Raw genomic sequence first — 18,353 nt, 5'->3', positions numbered from 1 at the left:
AAAATACGATTTTAGAGGTTTGTATAGGGAGAATTTAATAAAATAATAAAGTAAGAAAGGCTTTGTATTTTATAATTTTATATTATTTTAAAATCTACTTAAAATTCCCCAATGGATTTTTATATCATTAAACTTAAAAGGATTACCAAACTCGTTACCGTTTGAAAGCTGGAAACTCATTAATCCTATTGGAATAAAGAAATTGAAACCAAGACCAACACTGTAAAGCTTCGGTTTTACATTTAAAGATTTGTTATTGAGTTGCCCATATTGCCCAAAGATATCAAAGAATGCCTGATTTCCGATGAGATAACGGTATTCTAATCCTCCGTAATAATAATAGTCTGCGGCGAGAGAGCTTTCATTGAAGCCTCGCATGGAATTCCAGCCACCGAAACGGTATAATTCGTTGGCAGAAAATTCAATTTTAGAATCCATTATTGCACCTTCGGCTTTTATATTAAGGAAATGATTTCCGTTGATGTGGTAATTGTGCTCACCAAAAAAATAGAACTGATTTTGATTGGCTTTGATATTATCTTTGGAATAAGTAGTCGTAAGATAATCGTACCCTGCGTTGATTTTTGTTTTGTAAAGAAATAAATCAATATCGGTTGGTTCTACCATTTCAAACCAAATACCAATCCCTTTTTTATTATAGTCTTTCCCTTGAACATATAGAGTATCAATAATGCTTGAGCTTTCGAATGTTCCTCTCAAACCGATTTTATTTCGGCTGTTCATGTGATAATACAATGAAGGGAGAGCTTTAACGTTGGCAAATGTAGAATCTTGTCTAAAGATATTTACCTTCATATTGAGACCTACGTTAGATTTGAAAAGATATGGAATATCGGTTTGAAGGTCAAAGGTTTGCCCTTTGTCAGGGTTTCTTTGCCAATACAGATTTACAGTTTCAAAACCGTTAAACATATTCCTGAAATTAACGTTTAATGTTCCGTTTAATGTAAATTTTTCTGTTTTATCATTTCCAAAACCAATTACACCGTCAAAAGAATTGGTTTTTTTCTTTTCCATGAAAAGATAGATTTGGGTAGAATCTTTGGTAAATAAAGTTTGTGGTGGTCTTTCCAATGTTACGAACTGATGACTTTGGAAATTTTTGTTGATGGCGATAAGGTTTTTGTCATCATAAGTTTTTCCTTTAAATTCCTTCTCAAGATTTTTCATAAATCTTTTGGGAACTCTTTCGTAACCTTTTACGACAAAGCCATCTATCGTTCTTTTATCATTTTTATTGATATCAAGTTCGACAACAGGATAGCCGTTTTTCTGACCTTTATATTTTGTTTTAATCCTACTGAAAGAATATCCATCGTCAATATAAGATTTATTGATACTTTTCTTGGTTGAATCTAAATTTTTAGTGAAAAACTCTTTGTCAGACTTTATTTTAAGGGAAATAGAATCTGAAAGGTTTACATAAGTCTCATTGAAGTTTTTTCCTTTATCGTAAAATATTTCTGTACTGTCGCCTTTTACTTTTACATCTTTCAGTTGCGTGAAAAAATAATTGCTTTGAGCTAATGAATCTAAAAACTTAGCAGCAGAAGCAGAATCTTTCACCTTTTTCTTTAAATTGGTTTCGGTATCAATAAGGAAATAGTGCTTCTTTTGCGCTTGAGCAAAAACGCAAAACAAAACAAAAAATATTTTCAGAAATAATTTCAAACTCTTTCTAAAACAAAAACTAGCTTAGTTTATTATACTTCTTCATTAAATTTTCATAGGTGCTCTGTGGAAGAATCCACTTCAGAGGAACTCCTATTTTCTGTCCGAATTTACCAAAATAATAATGAGTTTTCCATTTATTTTTTTGTAAAAGTTTCTCAATGTATTCTGCAACGTCCAGAGGTTTTGTTCCTTCGTCTACATGTGCATTCATCAGAGAATAAACTTTTTCAAAAACATTTTTATAAGGTTCGGAAACTTTAGTTTTTACTCTGTTTTCGGCAATATTGGTTTTAATGTCACCCAAATGAAGCGAACAAACTTCTATGTTCCAAGAATAAACTTCATATCTCATGGCTTCAGTTACTTTATCTAAAGCTGATTTTGAAGCGGAATAAAATCCACGGAAAGGTAATCCCATTTCGCTTCCGATACTTGAAATATTGATGATTTTTCCAAATTTATTTTCGCGCATTTTTGGCATTACTGCACTCATCATTTGCACAGCACCAACAAGATTCAGATTAAATAATTTTAAAATATCTTCTTTCGTAGAATCTTCTACAGCACCTACCATACCCATTCCCGCGTTGTTTATGAGAACATCAATTCTTGTTTCTGTTTTCAAAACTTCAGCAATAGCATTTTGGACTGCATTATTGTCGGTAATATCTGTTGGAATAGATTTGAAATATTGGCTTTCGGTATATTTTCGACTTAGACCGTAAACATTATGCCCTTTTTTTCCAAAATACTCGGCTAATACAAAGCCAATTCCGGAGGATGTTCCTGTGATGATGATTGTTTTTTTACTCAAAATAATAAGGTTTTGAATTTTTTTCTGAATCTAACTTAGATAAGTGTTGTTACTTTTTACATTAATCTCTATCCTTATCAGGTTTTTCGTTGTAAATATCTTTAAATAAAATCATTTTTCCAATTTTTGATGAAGCTCCGTTGTAGAAACCTGTTTCTGTTGAGAATTCTTTTGGGTTACGAAATGTACCGAATATAATATCAAATAGCGGAAGGTCAGAATAATTGAAAGCATGTACCCCTTTTGCATGATGTAAAGAATGAGATTCCGGACGTTGAAAAATATATCCCATCCATTGTGGTGTCTTGATATTGGTATGCTGAATAACAGCAAGAAATGTCGCACCATATATCGCATAGATGGTTGCCTGAGGAGTAAAACCTGCAAACCATACCATCGCAAGACTCGTCAAAAAAGTAAAGCCAATCATATCCATCGGACTGAAAAAGAAAGCTCCGTAAGTATCCACACGTTCTGCACTGTGATGCATTTGATGAAATACCTTCCAAAGCAAATTACTTTTGTGCATTGAACGATGCCAGAAATATACACCAAGTTCATAAAGAAGAACAGCAACTAATGCACCCCAATAGTTACCTAAAAAAGAAAGGTCAAATATTTGATAAGCAGCTAAATATTCATTCCATATCAAAGGAAGATAAGTAGATAAAAAGAAATAAATGACGAATGCAGTAATGCCTTTTATTCTCCAAAATTTAATGTTGGGAAGTTTTCTTCCAGGGAATATTTCTTCGACCATCATTAAAACAAAAAAAATTGAAATGACAATGATAGAAGCAGGATCGGCTAATACTTGCCAAGGAGTTGGTAGTTGTAAAACTGTAATCATGGTATTTGCTTTTTAAAATTGCTTCTAAAGCATCAAACTACCATCAAAAAAGAGTGTTAATAATCAAATATTCAGCATAATCAACCGCAAAATAACGTTCCTGTGATGATTGCTTTAAACATTAGAAATTAAAATATTTGTTAGTTTTAGGAATTCTGATTGAATTTTCTCCTGGTATAAAGTTATCCATTTTTACAGATAATTTTGATTTATAAATAAATTCTTTATAAAAATTTTTCCCGGGAGTCTCCTCTTCTTCATTACAAGGATAATATTGTTCGTCAACAATAACTTTACCTGTTGAAAAATTGATGTCATTCAGGATGTTAAATTCGCAGGTGTCATTAAAATTACCAACGGAACCTATTAAATAAAAGTCTCCATTCTGAAATCGAAAAGTATGCTTATAGCTTTGTGTATGCCTTGAATTTGTATTAAACTGCTGAGAGATAATAAGACAATTGTTTTTTATTTGTAAATCAGGCAGCGGACTACTTTCGGGATAAAATCCTGTATCGGAGGCAAAAATTATATTGGAGTTTCTTTTCCAAGTTTTAAGTTTATCATTTATATTTTTTAGAATAAAAATTTCCCTCAGATATCCTTTGTTGAAATCGGATTCGACTTTTCTATCTGTAAGAAAAACAATTACCGTTTCTGCCTTTCCGTCTTTATCTAAATCTCCTTTCACTTCTACAATTTTTTTATAACCATTCGGAGCTCTAAAATCTTTCAATTCTTGTGCTTGAAGGATTGAAAAGAGAAGAATTGCAAGGAATGAAAAGAGATCTTTCATTTAAGATACGCTTAAAATTGTCGAAATATCCTCCCAAAACATAGGATAAGATTTTTCCACAACATCTTCATCCTCAATATTGAGCTTTTTAATTAAGCAAAACGGAGCAAAACTCATTGCCATTCTGTGGTCCTGATAAGTTTTGATAGAAATATTTTCTTCAGGTGCATTGAAGCTTATTGATTTTATCGTTGAATCCGTAATTTCAGTTTCAGTTCCTAACTTTTTTAATTCATTATACAAGGCCTTAAGTCTGTCGGTTTCTTTTACTCTTAAAGTTCCTAGCCCTGAAATTTCAAACGGAATTTTTAGGGCAGAAGCCGTTACACAAAGTGTTTGTGCAATATCGGGGCAATCATTCATATCCAAAACAATCTTTTCGGGAAATTGAAAATCAGATTCCGGAGCAAGACTTATTTTGTGTTCGTCTTCTGTGAAAATTGTTTTAATTCCGAAAAACTCGTCATAAATTTTTGTGATTGAAGAATCTCCCTGAGTTGATGCTTTGTAGAAACTTTTCAAGTGAATATTTTCTCTGCCTAAAGCTGCAAAAGAGTAAAAGTACGAAGCAGAACTCCAATCGCTTTCTACTTCATAATTAATTATTGATTCTTGATTTTCTTTGAAAGGTTCAACTTTGATTGTATTTCCTACAAAACTTGCCTCAATCCCGAATTTCGCTAAAATATTCAATGTCATTTCAATATAAGACCTTGATGTGACCTCACCCACGAGATTGATTTGTAATCCGTTTTCCAGTTTTCCAGCAATAAGTAGAAGAGAGGTGATAAACTGGCTCGAAATATTGGAAGGAACGCTTACCTGAGCTTCCGTAATTTTTCTTCCCGTAATTTTTAAAGGAGGGAAACCTTCGTTTTCAAGATATTCTATTTGAACTCCTAAATCCTGTAAAGCTGTCACCAAATGCTTGATGGGTCTTTCTTTCATTCTTTTTGAGCCTGTAAGAATGGTTGTTTTTCCTTCAAAAATAGAATAATAAGAAGTAAGAAATCGCATTGCTGTTCCGGCATGATGAATGTCTACAATTTCAGAGTTTTCTTGTAATGCTTTTTTCAGCAGTTGAGTGTCCTGAGAATTTGATAAATTCCCGATTTTTATGTTTTTGAATAAACTTTCTAAAATCAACAAACGATTCGAAATGCTTTTCGAACCGCTGATTTGAATAGTTTTATTTCCAATTAATTTTGTTTTTTCTAGCGTCTTCATTATTATTTACTCCATTGTATTAAAAAAGAGGATGAGCTAAAAGTAATTTTATAACTCATCATTTATTCCTTATTTAAGTTTTTCATTATTCTGATGCCTTTCCTTGTCGCGCTCAATTTTTACTTTCATTTTTCTGTCAAAGGCATCCTGCAAATTGACTCCGGTTTGGTTGGCTAAACATAAAGTAACAAACAATACATCGGCCAGTTCCTCACCCAAATCTTTGGTTTTGTCACTTTCTTTTTCGCTTTGTTCACCATATCTTCTGGCAATAATTCTGGCAACTTCGCCTACTTCTTCGGTAAGCATTGCCATATTGGTAAGTTCATTGAAATAACGAACACCTACCGTTTTTATCCATTCGTCAACTTGTTGCTGAAGATTTGTAATTTCCATTATTGATAAGCTCCTAAAGTAGGGTTTGTAGTTCTTGAAACATTCACAATATCTGTCGGAACAGTTCCTGCAACAGCTGTATTTCCTTTTCCTCTTGCGAAAGAATTGGTTTTTACTCTTAAATTAAGATGAGCTATAGAGAAGTTGACAAACTGAGGGTCTTCATTTTTATAACATTGAGAAACGTTCGGGCTTGTATCAAACTGGAATCCTGCTTCTGATGTTCCCGAATATTTCATCAGAGTATTTTGGAAAAAGAAATTAAATTGTTGTCCTGGAGTTTGTTCAAGGCTAATAGAATTGTCTCTATCCGAATATATTATACTGTTTAATATACTGAGCTGTTGTAAAGCACCTTGTTCGGTTTGTCCGTTTTCATTTTTCCACTCGTTGGTTGCAAAAATTCCGTTTCTTTTGAATGTGCCCATTACATTAGAATAATTGGCAATTGTAGCATGAGTATAAGTGTGATTTCCTCCTCTGAAAATACCGATACAAGACTCTCCACAGTTATTCATTACTAAATTTTTAGCATTAACGGTAGAGTTTACAGCATAAATTCCGTAATCTAGGAAAGTGTGAATAAACGAATTGCTGATATTCGCAGTAGTTTGTTTCATTTCCAAACCTTTTGTACCACCGAAAAGTCTTGCATGATTCATATTAAGTTTAGAGTTTGCTTCCATTTTGATAGAATTCCAGTTTTTAGGAATTGTATCATAATAAGGGTCGTTTCTATCCCCACGAAGAACTACTTCTTTATCCAAAGTTCCGTTAATATTTAATGTGGCTCCCGAAGAAATCTTCATTCCGCTGTTTTTATGGAAATATACTTTTGTTCCTTCTTGTATATTTAATATAATATCAGGGTCAATCGTTAAATCTCCATAAATGATTTTTGCTTTATTATTAGTCCAGGTTGTATGATTAGCTATTACATTCGGATTTGTCGGGGTTTGGATAAAGAATTCCGCATCCTGAACAACAGAGAATAAAGTTACATGCTGTTGTCCTGCCGGACTTGTAAAAATTACGCGGTCTTCCGCAATAGCTTCCGGGCCATCTGCCTGTGGTGCAATTTCAACAAAAATATAAAGACTGTCTTTTTTTCTTAAAGGAACATCTTTGAAATCATATCCGGATTTTCCGTCTACATTTATCTTATATAAAGAAGCAGCACCTTTTTCAAGATTGATTCTTGGGATGATAACATCTTTATCTTCATTATTAAACACTTTTACAGCATAGGTTTCCGAACGCACCTGATGATAAACAGTATCACAAAAAACAGTGTCTTTTGAGAAACTTAAAAGTTGTGAAGGCTCATCGAAGCTAATATCATCTTTATTACAAGATATAGTCATCAGAAGCATCCAAAATGAAAAAGCCAATAATAATTTGAATTTCATTGAAATTGAAGTTTAATATAGATTTCAAATTTAACGAAAATAGTTTGAATTTCTTATCATGAAAAAAATATTGAAAGCTTATTTGGAATTTTGAAAAAATATTGTATTTTTGCACCCTAAAATTAGCAGAGAAATATCCATTACTATTTCGAAAGCAAACTTTAATTTTTTTAAAAATTGTATTATGAAAAACGGAATTCACCCAGAAAATTATAGACTTGTTGTTTTCAAAGATATGAGTAACGACGAGATGTTTCTTTGTAAGTCTACTGCAGAAACAAAAGATACTATCGAGTATGAAGGACAAGAGTATCCTCTAATCAAAATGGAAATCTCTTCAACTTCTCACCCTTTCTACACTGGTAAAACTAAATTAGTTGATACAGCTGGTAGAGTTGATAAGTTCATGAGCAAATACAAAAAATTCGCTAAGTAATTTTTTGTACTTAAAAATATTGAAGTCTTCCAATTTTTTGGAAGACTTTTTTATTGTCCTATAGTTGAATTGAATTTATTTTGTGGATACATATATTATTGATAATGTATTTTAATTAAAAAACAACATTGAATTAAAAATAATTACAAAATTAACCAATGTGTTGAAAATTATTTTAATATTTTTGTTTTGTAAATGTATTGGCTATGGAAAAGATTAGAGCAAACATTCCGTCAAAAAGAGAGTATTTAGTTAATGAGAATGGAGAAGTATTTAGTCCTTTTGGAAAAATATTAATTGGAAAGCCTAATCCTAAATCAAATACCCTTCGTTCAATTGATTTCATGAATATGGATGGTAAAAGACAGGCAATGTCAATTCCTAAAATTGTTTGGAATACTTTTAAAAAAGATGATTTAATTAAGGAAAAAGAAATCATAATGCTTATTGATCAGTCGGCAGAATATCCTTTTTCAATTCATAATCTCAGAAAGGTAAGCAGAACGGAAAATGTGAAAAGAATAAATAAAATCCGACTCGATAAAAAATAAATAAGAGCATACAGAATATTTAATTTGTATTTTTGTTAACCTATAAATTTGAAGCTATAAATAATAGATTGGAGCTTCTGATTTTTAGTTTTTTAATCTTTAAGTTATACAAAAAATGCAATTAGTATTTTCAGATGCACAATATTGGGAAGATTTTCTTCCCCTTACATTTACCCGCCCAGTAGCCGAAATGCGTTGCGGGATTCTTACTTTCTCTGAGAGATGGCAAAAGATTTTAGAAAATACCGAGATTTCTTATTTCACGGAAAATTATCTTCAGAGTAAATTCAAAAATCCTGAAGAAAAAGAAAGTCTTTTTCTAGTAACTAATTTTTTACCCACTGAAGCTGTAATCCAGCAAATTAAAGATTTGAAGCAAGGAGAAGCATTGGTTTATGAAGATGAACTGATTGCTGCAAAAGTAAATATGAAAGATTTTTCTCTGCATCAAATCGAGAAGATGACGGATATTAAAGAAGAGCTTGTTTTCTTTAAAAAACCGACTGATTTATTTACTTACAATGATAAAGCTATTGATTTTGATTTTGAACTACTGACAAAAGGCAGAATTTCACAGGAACTTTCTTCTACTAATGGATTTTTAGGAGATAAGAAAGATTTGTTTATAGAAGAAGGTGCTCAAATAGAATTTTCAACTTTAAATACCAAAACTGGAAAAATCTACATTGGAAAAAATGCCGAGGTGATGGAAGGTTGCAATCTTCGTGGTCCTATTTCTTTGGGAGAAGATTCGAAATTTAATTTAGGAGCAAAAATATATGGTGCAACTACTGTCGGGCCACATTGTAAAGTTGGAGGAGAGGTTAGTAATATCATTATTTTTGGATATTCTAGTAAAGGACATGATGGTTTCATTGGGAATTCTGTGATAGGAGAATGGTGTAATTTCGGAGCAGATACCAATTCTTCCAACCTGAAAAATAATTACAGTCACGTTCGACTTTGGAATTACAGAACAAAATCTTTTGAAGATACAGGTTTACAGTTTGCAGGTCTTATTATGGGTGACCATTCTAAAACAGCTATCAATACACAGTTGAATACAGGAACAGTTATTGGTGTAGCCTCAAATATTTTCAGGGAAGGTTTTCCTCCGAATTTTGTAGAGAATTTTTCATGGGGAGGTTTTAAAGATGATGAAAGATTTAAACTAGATAAAGCCTATGAAGTCGCTTCAAGGGCTATGGCAAGAAGAAAAGTTGAACTTACTGATGATGACAAGGCTATTTTGAAATATATTTTTGATGAGTATTAATATAAAACCTCAGGTTTTCCTGAGGTTTTGTTTTTATTTATTTCATATTCCTCTGTTATTTAAGTGCCTCATTGTAATATAAAGGAGTTTCATTATCATCAAATGCTATTATAATTACCTTATAAGATTTTGAATCATCGTTATTGAAGAATTGTACTGCTGAAGGTGCGTTGGGTTGTGTTTCAAGATATGGATTCCAGTATAGTACATTTCTCATATCCTGAGGTATATCTTTAAAATTGATATCATCATATAGCGGATTGTTAAACGGAGCTTCTTTGTTATATCCATTTAATGTAATTTGTTTCAAAGATGAATTTGCACTTGAATTCGATATTGATCCTGTGATGCCTCCCCTTCGGGTATAAATGGCAATTGCGCCATTTCCTCCTCCAAAACTACCAGCAAAAGATCCTTTAATTATTTTTACCATAGCAATATCTTGCATAGAAATACTTGTAGCTTGTCTTGCATCTATTTTCATTTCGTCTAAGTATATATCCACCGTACCTCCCCTCATATAAGGAATGTAATCTCCTCCTTGTGATCGTATCTCTAAACCAGCCACCTGTCCTTGTAGCCATTGTAATATTCCGAAAGAAGATTGAGCATTTTGATTATCATTTACAAAATCAAAAATCTGCTCATTAATGCTTTTAAACAAACTACTGCTTAATTTTTCATTCAGTTTTTGAGTTTTAGCTTTTTTTGTTCCTTTGATGACTACTTCCTCAATATCTGTTATTTTTTCGTTAATTATTTTCTGATTACTCTTTATTGTTGCCAAACGGGAGATTTCAGTAGGTAATTTCTCATCAGGTAAACGTTTTGCCAGAATAAACTCGTTTACTGGTAAACTGTTTTTATAAGGGACAAATTCAAAATTAGGTTGGAAAAAAACTTGCACAGTTTCTTTTGGAATTTTTTTATCATTGAGTTGATAAGAAAACTTAATGGAATCTTCAAAAACTAAATTTCCAAAGGTGAAAAATCCGTTCACATCTGTTTTTACAGAATAAAAATTTGTACCATGATGAGGTGTGGTAAAGATTAAATTAAGATCCGCATTAGAAGCTGGCTTTCCCTGAATAAGTACTTTCCCCTTATAGGAAATATAAGATTCAGGAGTGTATCTTATTGTGGGAAGTCTTCCTGAAATAAGATTAGACCAATTAAAACGCGTCCATTTTTCCGAAATCATAAGTGCATCCAGTGCTTCTGCGTTTCGTTTTTTGGTGAAATATTGTGCAGGCATATATATTTTCGAAGGGATATCTCCTGTGAGCCAAAGAGTACTTAGTAAACTATTCTCCTCTTCAGGGTTGTTTGTAGTGGCATCCATCACAACAACGGAATAATTGGCATAGTTCGGATTTATGGCAATTTCAAAAGAGTTTTTTCCTCTGGGGGAAGTATTTAATGATAAAGACTGGAGGGAAGGCTGTTTTATATTTAAAAGGTCTGCCTGAATAAAGCAAATTCTGTTTGCAACCACATTTTCGTTATCATCGAAAACGGTAAGTTGTAAAATACCGTTAATGAGTTTGTCGGTAGGGATAGAATAAGAGATATCATCAGATATTTTATTGATTTTAGCTTTATAGACTAATTGATTGTTGATAGTACCTAATATTTTGTAATACTGAGAATTTTCAGACAAATTATTTGCTTTTAGTGTATACTTTACAACATCTGTATTGCTTGTTACCTGAAGATTGATCCCTACAGCAACTGCTTCTGGCAAGTCTATACTTTGTTTATAGCCTTTTTTGTCACTTACAATGAGTTGGTATTTTTTACCGTTTTCAGGAGTGATACTGAATGAGCCTACATTTTGATCAAAGCCTTTGAAGTCAGCAAGATGAATGTCTGGTTTTGTCGTGTCTATCACATAGCCATTCCAGTCTGATGGTGTTGCTCCTTTGGGAGAATGTAATCGCACTGCAAACTTGGTTTTAATACCATTGATGAAGGTACCGCTTTCAGGATGAACAGATGCTGTCCAACTGGAAATAGTATCCTTAACAAGCTTATCCGGAGAAGAGGGGTTGTAGACCGTAATAGGACGTACTAACTGAAAATCTTCACTGAAGTTACTCATCCATGTGGTATATGCCCGAATGTAATAAATATCTTCCTTTAGGTTTTCGGGTAGAAAAACGCTTCCACTGCCTTCACCTTTCAGCAAAGGAAAAAGATTCTTGCTGATCAGGGTCTTGTTGCGGTCATACAATTCTACGAAAAGGCTGGTTGATATATTTGAACGATTATACCCTTCAAATACAAAAGATTTGAACCAAAGGTTTTCTCCGGCAATGTAGCTGCTTTTATCAAAAAGCAGATGAATTTTTTCCTGAGGGTACTTTTCGTTAAAAGTTTGTAGAGCTTTTTCGGCTTTATCCTGACTATAGTAAGGTTGTAAGAATACTAGAAGTAAAAGTATAAAAAATTTTTTCATAATCTGTATTATATAAAATGGACAAATTAATTTTAGTTTAAATATAATAATTGGAAATAGTTCAGATAACTTTTTGGGCAATAATTTCTGTTTCTTTGTCTTCAAAAGAATTAAAGGTATTCAATTTTATTAGCAAAACCTCCAATTTGGAGGTTTTATTGTTTTGTCAAAATAATTTCCTTTGGTAATGGTTCTGGTTGTTGTTCAGCTGGTTTTCCATAATAAAAACAACTGGAATCCAAATTTTGCGGATAATCTTTATATCTAAACTTTAATTCTTTTTTCGAGTCATCTGTAAACCCAATCATAATAAGTCCTACTTTATTACATAAATCAGGATCAAGGTATATTAATTCATATTTCCCGCTAGGATAAATACGTCTGCCTTGTATCTTCGAATAATTATCTTGAAGGGAAAGGTTATCAAAAAGTATTTTATCATTAGAATCTTTTACCTGAAATTTACCCCAGAGCAAATCTTTATAAAATGGATTGCTTTGTGAAAGGGTATCATAATATTTTGCTTTTTTTAAAACAATAGTAAATGTTTTATCGTTTACTTTTCCTTTCCATGTTCCCTCGAAGGCAGGTAATTGATTTTCTGTATCCTTTATATAAGCATTTAAAGGAAGTTCATTGTTCATGGTGGTTAAAGGGAGTGTTTGCTCTTGAGCTTTACAATATAATAAGCTGATTGCAAAAATGAGAATTGATATTTTTTTCATAATTTTTTTTAATAAAGCCTCCTAAGAGGCTTTGTTTTATTGCTTAGTAAAAATTAAATCCTTTGTCTCGGGTAAATAAATGGTTGTGTCCAAAGTTGGGGGGGCATTTATCTGCCGTTGTCACAATATCATTGGGCTTATACTCCCAAGAAAGTTGGGTAGCATTGAGTTTTTTTAAATCAATGCTACCAAAACCAACATTACAATTAGTTCCATTGTATATTAATTCTGCTTTATTACCATTTTCTGTAACCCATAAACTATATATTCTATATTTAAGGCTTTCATCTGGTAACACTAAATTTTTTGTATCTTGGAGTACAGTACCAGTTGAGTTTTTTACAACATATTTTATTTCCAAGACATCTCTGTAAATTTGTTTGCCTCTAGTATTAAAAAGTTTTTCATCTTCTTTAGTTATATAAAGAGTAATTTGATTTCCATTATAGGTCGCTGCATATGTTCCTACAAATGATTGAAGCTCATTGTTGGTGTCTTTCAAATGAGATAAATTAGGTACATTGCCTACTGATGTTAATAGTGGATATATTTGTTGAGCTTTGCAAGATATTATTTTCTTTCTCCCCATTGATGCTGCCCATGCCGTTTTAGGTTGTATTTGTGTCATTTCATTGAGAAGTTTTGAAAAAGGTTGACCAATATAATTTATCTTATTAATTTCAAATTGCTTTACATAATTTAAAGTATCTTTTATTGGTCTTTTTCTACAATGAGTTGTGATTATGGTATTTCCATTTTCATCTATTGAAATTTCTTGTGCATAAAAGGAAGTATAAGATATCAATAATGTTATAAGAATATTAAATCTTATTTTCATCGGTACACGATTATGTCTTTTACAATTTTACTTCCAAAAAAAGCATTTTCTTCATTGGTAAAATAAAAAGCATTTTTTTGTTCATAAAATTTTGTTTGGTCTCTTGGTATCGGATCTTGCCATTTTATCAATAAAGTAATAGAATTATGGAAACTTAGCTCTTTATAAGTGAAATTAAAGCTTGTTCCTATTGTTTCTGTTTTTTTACGACCAAACGTAGGCCATGCCGTTTTAGGCTTTATTTGTGTCATTTCATTGAGAAGTTTTGAAAAAGGTTGACCGATATAATTTGCTTTATTGAGTTCGAATTGTTTTAAATAATTCAAAGTGTCTAATTGAGCATTTATTTTGCAAATGCCAAATATTACTATTAATAAAGCAACTATTTTTCTATTATTTTTCATTTCTTATGGTTTTAAATTACAATCTGTTGTTTGGCTATATGTATTTATTGGAACGGAAATTCCCCCTACATTTATATTAGTTATATTTTCATTTACAAATATAGATTTAAAATTTCCTGAAGAATCTTTTTGGCTTAAACTTGCTCCTATTTCATATTTATTCAAAACCAATGCCGTTGCATTAGCCATTGCATCATCTTCAGATAATCCTTGATTTTGAAATTGCTTTCTCGCATTTTCCATATCAATATATATTGGCGAGGTTTCTTTCCAATATGATGTAGCCATGTCTAAGTTATTACCAGCAGAATGATTGGCAACAAAATCAGCATACTTTATAGGATCAGTTACAGTCAAAGCATATACAACTCCTCCATTTGCAAAGACAAAAAATATATTAAAGCTTGGGTTTATGGTATTTGCACCTTGAAGAGAGTAAATATCTCCTGCTGAAAAACAGTTAAATAAATCTTTAGTATGAGTATGTGCTCCACCTTCAATGATAAGGTTCGGGTTATCTGCCTGCAATCCTACCTGATTTCCAGCTGTTGCTGTTTTAATAGGTGTTGTTTCATAATTTCCATTTGCGTCTTTCCCAAAAGAAAAAGATTTTTCATTGGTATCACTACTTAATGTACTTGTGAGTTGCGATTCTGCTACTGCTATCTTAGTATTACTTAACAGCTCCTTAGCTTTAACATTGTTATTTTTTGCTTTCTCGCAAGGGTTTTGAACAGGGGTGTATGGATATCCACCATTTCCTCCACCAGAACCGCCACCACTTCCTGTTCCTCCGCCTCCAGTTGAGCCGCCACAGCTTCCACTTTCATATATACTCTGGCAATCTAGAGCGGGTCCGGTGCAATGGGTTTCGTAGTAGGTATATGTTGGTCCTGCGCTTCCATCTTCGTTCGTCCATGTCCAGGTAATCACTGTAGTTAGGCAACCTTTGTTGGTTGGTGAAGTATTTGCCATTCCGTCTGTTGCAGCTATTTTGTATCGGCTTCTGTCGTTAAAGACGAGAGCATTGAAGAATTTTTTAGATTCTTCATTGTCTTTTCTTCTAAAAAATACTCTGTCACCCTCTTTTTCAACGACGAGTATAAAATTTACTTTACCATTCTTTATGACGGGAGCCTCCAGAAAGGTTTCTTTTGTTCCCATTGTTATTGCATAATCCCAATAGATGTTTCCGAAATTGGCTGTGAAATAATTTTCGTCACCATACTTTTCGAAAACTTTCATCACGTTTTCGATGTACTTTTCATCTTCTTTCCAGAGACTTTTAGAATGATATTCTTTGGATTTGGGTTCAGATGAGGTGTATATCTCATCGTGTACACAGGAGTGCAGCATAAAGGCAAATGCTGTCATCAGCAGAAGCCGAAGAACTAAATTTTTCTTCATAAACATTTGGTTTTTAGTTGTTAAATATATACTTTTTTTATTACTCTACAAATGTGTGAAAAACATTTTGATACAATACAGTAAAAAAATACTGGTTTCCGTATTATTTTTCTAAAAGAAAAAATTATGTAATTTTGATGAAAATACTTTTGTGCTATGACGCTAGGCGAAAAACTAAAGAAAGCGAGAATCAATAAGAACTTTACGCAGGAATATCTTGCTGAGGTTCTCAATGTCTCTCAGAAAACCTATTCCAACTTTGAGAACGATAAAAGTAAGCCCGATTTTCATCAGGTGGAAGATATTGCAAAAGTGTTGGAGGTAAGTGTCCTCGATTTTTTGAGCGGAGATAATATTACAGTAAATCAAAATAATAATGAGGTTGCAATAGCTCAAAATTATGCAACAATTAACGTCTCAGAAAAATTAATAGAACAATACGAGCAAAGGCTGAAAGATAAAGATGCAGAGATAGCTTATCTCAAACAACTTCTCGATAAAAAATAGAAACTTCAAATTTTTTTTGAAGTTTTTTTATTTTTAATGTAATGATTTTCAAACTCAGGTTGTCTTACCTATAGAAACAAAACTTATGACCCAGGAAACCTTTAAAAACACGGTATTCATTCTCAAAGATGAGATGTATCGCTTTGCGAAAAGGTTTGTCATGAGTAGCGATGAGGCAGAAGACGTGGTGCAGGATTTGATGATGAAGTTTTGGCAGAAAAAAGAAGAGCTGGAAAAGTTTGGGAACTTAAAATCCTATGCTTTGAAAGCCGTCCGGAACGAATGTCTGAACCGGCTAAAGCATCACGACGTGAAGTTGGGCTTTGCAGATTTTCAGCTTCATCGGTCAGAGCTTTACAGTATGGAAGTGAATAATCTGAAAGAGCAGATTATAGGATTTATCAACCAGCTTCCGGAAAAGCAAAAAATGGTTATCCATTTGAAGGATGTAGAAGAATATGATGTCTCGGAAATAGCAGAGATGCTGGAAATGGAAGACAATGCAGTAAGAGTAAATCTTATGCGGGCAAGACAAAAAGTAAAAGAACAAATCTCACAATTGATGGATTATGAACAAAGACAAATTTCAAGATAAATACGATGAGGTCTTCCAGGATTTAAAGGAAGAAAAAATGAATTGGGATTTTGAGGATTTCCTGAAAAAAGCAGAAGTGAACGAAACGGAAGGGAAAAATAATGATGCAACTCCAATTATCCCGATGGATGCAAAGAGCAAACCATCTTTCCCGAAATGGTTTTGGATGGCTGCAAGTGTCGTTTTGCTTCTAAGTATCGGTTTTATTTTTAATTATAATAAAGAATCGGATATTACCGAACAAGCTCTATTGGTTGAAAACCAAATCAAGCAACAGAAAAATGATTTCATCGAAGAATATAATGAACCTCAGGAACAGATAGTTGTCAATCATGTTTCGGATTCTATTAAAGGAACGAAAAAGGATTCAATCGTTCAGGATAATTCAGTTGCAGAGAAAGATGTTTTAGATGAAATTTTATCAAAAAAAGGGAGAATGAAAAAAGAAAGAAAACCTAAATATGTGAGTAATTCTTCTTCAAAAAATAATACTTCTAAAGGAGTTTCTACAGATTATGAAGATTCTTATGTGATTGTAAACGGAAAGAAAATTACCAATGAAAAAGAGGCGATAGATGTGGCCACCTATTCCTTTATGAAAATGGGTAATGAGTTTAAAAAAACAGTAGCGTCTTCCCAAAAAAATGAAAGTTTTAACAACGAATACTAAAAGTCATGAAAAATATATTTTGCATATTAATTCTAGTCCTAAACAGTTTTGTGCCATTTTCTGCACAAACAGAAAAACTAAACCAGCTTTTTCAGGATTTTGAGAAAAATGGAGGAGTTACGTCTATCAACATTAAAAAACCGATGTTCAAACTGTTGAATAATATAGATGTTAATGATGATTATATAAATAAAATAAAACCTATTCTAGGGCAGGTTGATGGTCTTAAACTTCTTATTATCCCAAAAGCGACTTTTCCTGAAAATTTAAAGTCTGAAAATGCAGCTAATATTAAAATGAATGAGGAAAAGGCTCAGAAGATTAATAAAGCATTGAGTAAACTCAATTTGGAAGAACTGATGTCTATGAATAATGAAGGTACTTCTATGAAGTTTTTGGCTGAAACAGGAAAAGGAGATTTTTTAGAAAACCTAATTCTTAATATTGATTCAGATGAAGAGAATATTCTTTTCTTGCTCAACGGGAAAATGAAGCTTGATGACGTTAATAAAATCATTAATTCCAGCGAGATAAAATCAACTACAGCAACTAATGCCAAAAATAATACGGCTTCTCCTGATAATAATGCGTCTTATCTTAACGGGGAAATAAGAAATGTAGGAGAATTTTCAGGAGTTCAGGTAAGCACGGGGGTAAATGTGGTTTTTAAACAGGAAAGCCCTACAAATGTTAAGGTAATTGCTGACGCAGACAAGTTGCAATATGTTGTAACCAAAGTAGAAAATGGCGTTCTGAAAGTTTTTATTGACAATAAAGGAGTGAAGAATTTAAAATTTAAGAATTTAAGTGTAAATGTTTCTTCTCCGAGAATAGAGAATATTAAAGCATCTTCAGGAGCAAACTTTGCTGCAGTAAATAGGGTTAAGGAAAATAATTTAACAATCGATGCTTCTTCAGGCTCTGCAATAAAAGGAAATTTTAATGTTTCAAATGCTACAAGTGTGGAGGTTTCATCGGGCTCAAATGTTAAAGCAGATATTAATACAAAAAATATTATTGTAAAGGCATCCAGTGGAGCTGGTGCAACTTTGGCTGGAAGTGCGCATTCAGGAATTATAGATGTTAGCAGTGGATCTTCCTGTAAAGCTGAAGATTTAAAGATTAATAATGTCGAGGTCGAAGCTACCTCCGGAGCAGGTATTTCGATAAATGCGTTGAATAGACTAAAAGTGAGAGCTTCATCAGGAGGTTCGGTAAAATATAGAGGGAATCCTGAGATTGAAGCAAATATTAGTAAAACATCTGGTGGAAGTTTGAAACCAATTAATTAAAACTGAT

Annotated in this window: 19 protein-coding genes; 7 read left to right on the top strand and 12 right to left on the bottom strand. The window is 32.5% G+C overall.

The window, feature by feature from the left end; all coding sequences use genetic code 11:
* Positions 1 to 87 precede the first annotated feature (87 nt).
* The 7 genes from OH806_RS03715 to OH806_RS03685 form a co-directional block, all read right to left on the bottom strand.
* A complete protein-coding gene (locus OH806_RS03715) occupies positions 88 to 1,662 on the bottom strand; it encodes a BamA/TamA family outer membrane protein (protein WP_264742312.1) in 1,575 nt (524 codons plus the stop codon).
* 49 nt (positions 1,663 to 1,711) lie between these two features.
* A complete protein-coding gene (locus OH806_RS03710; protein ID WP_264742333.1) occupies positions 1,712 to 2,512 on the bottom strand; it encodes an SDR family oxidoreductase in 801 nt (266 codons plus the stop codon).
* Positions 2,513 to 2,570: 58 nt separating this feature from the next.
* Positions 2,571 to 3,359 (bottom strand): sterol desaturase family protein, encoded by a 789-nt coding sequence (locus OH806_RS03705; protein WP_264742311.1) that lies wholly within the window; start codon positions 3,357 to 3,359, stop codon positions 2,571 to 2,573.
* Positions 3,360 to 3,480: 121 nt separating this feature from the next.
* The gene (locus OH806_RS03700; protein ID WP_264742310.1) at positions 3,481 to 4,155 is read right to left on the bottom strand and encodes a hypothetical protein; all 675 of its coding nucleotides are present in this window, start codon (positions 4,153 to 4,155) and stop codon (positions 3,481 to 3,483) included.
* Positions 4,156 to 5,382 (bottom strand): 3-phosphoshikimate 1-carboxyvinyltransferase, encoded by a 1,227-nt coding sequence (locus tag OH806_RS03695; RefSeq protein WP_264742309.1) that lies wholly within the window; start codon positions 5,380 to 5,382, stop codon positions 4,156 to 4,158.
* Positions 5,383 to 5,451: 69 nt separating this feature from the next.
* Positions 5,452 to 5,778: a nucleotide pyrophosphohydrolase gene (locus OH806_RS03690; protein WP_264742308.1), complete on the bottom strand. Its 327-nt coding sequence runs from the start codon at positions 5,776 to 5,778 to the stop codon at positions 5,452 to 5,454.
* A complete protein-coding gene (locus OH806_RS03685) occupies positions 5,778 to 7,187 on the bottom strand; it encodes a hypothetical protein (RefSeq protein ID WP_264742307.1) in 1,410 nt (469 codons plus the stop codon). Before OH806_RS03685 ends, OH806_RS03690 begins: the two co-directional genes overlap by 1 nt.
* 184 nt (positions 7,188 to 7,371) lie before the next feature.
* Between OH806_RS03685 and OH806_RS03680 the strand changes: the two genes are divergently transcribed.
* The 3 genes from OH806_RS03680 to OH806_RS03670 all read left to right on the top strand — a co-directional run bounded on the left by OH806_RS03680 (position 7,372) and on the right by OH806_RS03670 (position 9,450).
* A complete protein-coding gene (locus tag OH806_RS03680) occupies positions 7,372 to 7,623 on the top strand; it encodes a type B 50S ribosomal protein L31 (protein WP_264742306.1) in 252 nt (83 codons plus the stop codon).
* 206 nt (positions 7,624 to 7,829) lie between these two features.
* Positions 7,830 to 8,174: a hypothetical protein gene (locus OH806_RS03675; RefSeq protein ID WP_264742305.1), complete on the top strand. Its 345-nt coding sequence runs from the start codon at positions 7,830 to 7,832 to the stop codon at positions 8,172 to 8,174.
* A gap of 115 nt (positions 8,175 to 8,289) precedes the next feature.
* On the top strand, positions 8,290 to 9,450 hold the full coding sequence (locus OH806_RS03670; RefSeq protein ID WP_264742304.1) for a GlmU family protein: 1,161 nt from the start codon (positions 8,290 to 8,292) through the stop codon (positions 9,448 to 9,450).
* Positions 9,451 to 9,505: 55 nt separating this feature from the next.
* On the opposite strand, the gene OH806_RS03665 is transcribed toward OH806_RS03670, so the two are convergent.
* From OH806_RS03665 to OH806_RS03645, 5 genes are all read right to left on the bottom strand, one after another.
* On the bottom strand, positions 9,506 to 11,908 hold the full coding sequence (locus OH806_RS03665; RefSeq protein ID WP_264742303.1) for a hypothetical protein: 2,403 nt from the start codon (positions 11,906 to 11,908) through the stop codon (positions 9,506 to 9,508).
* Between the two features lie 155 nt (positions 11,909 to 12,063).
* Positions 12,064 to 12,633 carry a DUF6705 family protein gene (locus OH806_RS03660; RefSeq protein ID WP_264742302.1) on the bottom strand — a complete coding sequence of 190 codons (570 nt, stop codon included), beginning with the start codon at positions 12,631 to 12,633 and terminating at the stop codon, positions 12,064 to 12,066.
* A gap of 43 nt (positions 12,634 to 12,676) precedes the next feature.
* Positions 12,677 to 13,471 carry a hypothetical protein gene (locus OH806_RS03655; protein ID WP_264742301.1) on the bottom strand — a complete coding sequence of 265 codons (795 nt, stop codon included), beginning with the start codon at positions 13,469 to 13,471 and terminating at the stop codon, positions 12,677 to 12,679.
* Positions 13,468 to 13,875 carry a hypothetical protein gene (locus tag OH806_RS03650; protein ID WP_264742300.1) on the bottom strand — a complete coding sequence of 136 codons (408 nt, stop codon included), beginning with the start codon at positions 13,873 to 13,875 and terminating at the stop codon, positions 13,468 to 13,470. The genes OH806_RS03655 and OH806_RS03650 overlap by 4 nt, the downstream gene beginning before the upstream one ends.
* Before the next feature lie 3 nt (positions 13,876 to 13,878).
* Entirely contained in the window at positions 13,879 to 15,282 is a 1,404-nt protein-coding gene (locus OH806_RS03645; protein WP_264742299.1) for a hypothetical protein, read from the bottom strand.
* 156 nt (positions 15,283 to 15,438) lie between these two features.
* On the opposite strand from OH806_RS03645, the gene OH806_RS03640 reads away from it, so the two are divergent.
* From OH806_RS03640 to OH806_RS03625, 4 genes are all read left to right on the top strand, one after another.
* A complete protein-coding gene (locus OH806_RS03640; protein ID WP_264742298.1) occupies positions 15,439 to 15,789 on the top strand; it encodes a helix-turn-helix domain-containing protein in 351 nt (116 codons plus the stop codon).
* 85 nt (positions 15,790 to 15,874) lie between these two features.
* The gene (locus OH806_RS03635) at positions 15,875 to 16,384 is read left to right on the top strand and encodes an RNA polymerase sigma factor (protein WP_264742297.1); all 510 of its coding nucleotides are present in this window, start codon (positions 15,875 to 15,877) and stop codon (positions 16,382 to 16,384) included.
* The gene (locus OH806_RS03630) at positions 16,359 to 17,054 is read left to right on the top strand and encodes a hypothetical protein (protein WP_264742296.1); all 696 of its coding nucleotides are present in this window, start codon (positions 16,359 to 16,361) and stop codon (positions 17,052 to 17,054) included. Before OH806_RS03635 ends, OH806_RS03630 begins: the two co-directional genes overlap by 26 nt.
* A 5-nt stretch (positions 17,055 to 17,059) precedes the next feature.
* A complete protein-coding gene (locus tag OH806_RS03625) occupies positions 17,060 to 18,346 on the top strand; it encodes a DUF4252 domain-containing protein (RefSeq protein ID WP_264742295.1) in 1,287 nt (428 codons plus the stop codon).
* The last annotated feature ends 7 nt before the right edge of the window (positions 18,347 to 18,353 follow it).

The sequence above is a fragment of the Chryseobacterium oryctis genome (assembly GCF_025971925.1).
Classification (GTDB): domain Bacteria; phylum Bacteroidota; class Bacteroidia; order Flavobacteriales; family Weeksellaceae; genus Chryseobacterium; species Chryseobacterium oryctis.
The sequence above is the reverse complement of the archived record's forward strand: the minus strand, read 5'-3'. Positions and strand labels throughout refer to the sequence as shown.

Excerpts from the sequence above, each read along its gene's own strand:
- OH806_RS03705 (WP_264742311.1), bottom strand. The coding sequence starts at position 3,359 with ATGATTACAGTTTTACAACTACCAACTCCTTGGCAAGTATTAGCCGAT.
- OH806_RS03700 (WP_264742310.1), bottom strand. The coding sequence starts at position 4,155 with ATGAAAGATCTCTTTTCATTCCTTGCAATTCTTCTCTTTTCAATCCTT.
- OH806_RS03695 (WP_264742309.1), bottom strand. The coding sequence starts at position 5,382 with ATGAAGACGCTAGAAAAAACAAAATTAATTGGAAATAAAACTATTCAA.
- OH806_RS03690 (WP_264742308.1), bottom strand. The coding sequence starts at position 5,778 with ATGGAAATTACAAATCTTCAGCAACAAGTTGACGAATGGATAAAAACG.
- OH806_RS03685 (WP_264742307.1), bottom strand. The coding sequence starts at position 7,187 with ATGAAATTCAAATTATTATTGGCTTTTTCATTTTGGATGCTTCTGATG.
- OH806_RS03680 (WP_264742306.1), top strand. The coding sequence starts at position 7,372 with ATGAAAAACGGAATTCACCCAGAAAATTATAGACTTGTTGTTTTCAAA.
- OH806_RS03675 (WP_264742305.1), top strand. The coding sequence starts at position 7,830 with ATGGAAAAGATTAGAGCAAACATTCCGTCAAAAAGAGAGTATTTAGTT.
- OH806_RS03670 (WP_264742304.1), top strand. The coding sequence starts at position 8,290 with ATGCAATTAGTATTTTCAGATGCACAATATTGGGAAGATTTTCTTCCC.
- OH806_RS03665 (WP_264742303.1), bottom strand. The coding sequence starts at position 11,908 with ATGAAAAAATTTTTTATACTTTTACTTCTAGTATTCTTACAACCTTAC.
- OH806_RS03660 (WP_264742302.1), bottom strand. The coding sequence starts at position 12,633 with ATGAAAAAAATATCAATTCTCATTTTTGCAATCAGCTTATTATATTGT.
- OH806_RS03655 (WP_264742301.1), bottom strand. The coding sequence starts at position 13,471 with ATGAAAATAAGATTTAATATTCTTATAACATTATTGATATCTTATACT.
- OH806_RS03650 (WP_264742300.1), bottom strand. The coding sequence starts at position 13,875 with ATGAAAAATAATAGAAAAATAGTTGCTTTATTAATAGTAATATTTGGC.
- OH806_RS03645 (WP_264742299.1), bottom strand. The coding sequence starts at position 15,282 with ATGAAGAAAAATTTAGTTCTTCGGCTTCTGCTGATGACAGCATTTGCC.
- OH806_RS03640 (WP_264742298.1), top strand. The coding sequence starts at position 15,439 with ATGACGCTAGGCGAAAAACTAAAGAAAGCGAGAATCAATAAGAACTTT.
- OH806_RS03635 (WP_264742297.1), top strand. The coding sequence starts at position 15,875 with ATGACCCAGGAAACCTTTAAAAACACGGTATTCATTCTCAAAGATGAG.
- OH806_RS03630 (WP_264742296.1), top strand. The coding sequence starts at position 16,359 with ATGAACAAAGACAAATTTCAAGATAAATACGATGAGGTCTTCCAGGAT.
- OH806_RS03625 (WP_264742295.1), top strand. The coding sequence starts at position 17,060 with ATGAAAAATATATTTTGCATATTAATTCTAGTCCTAAACAGTTTTGTG.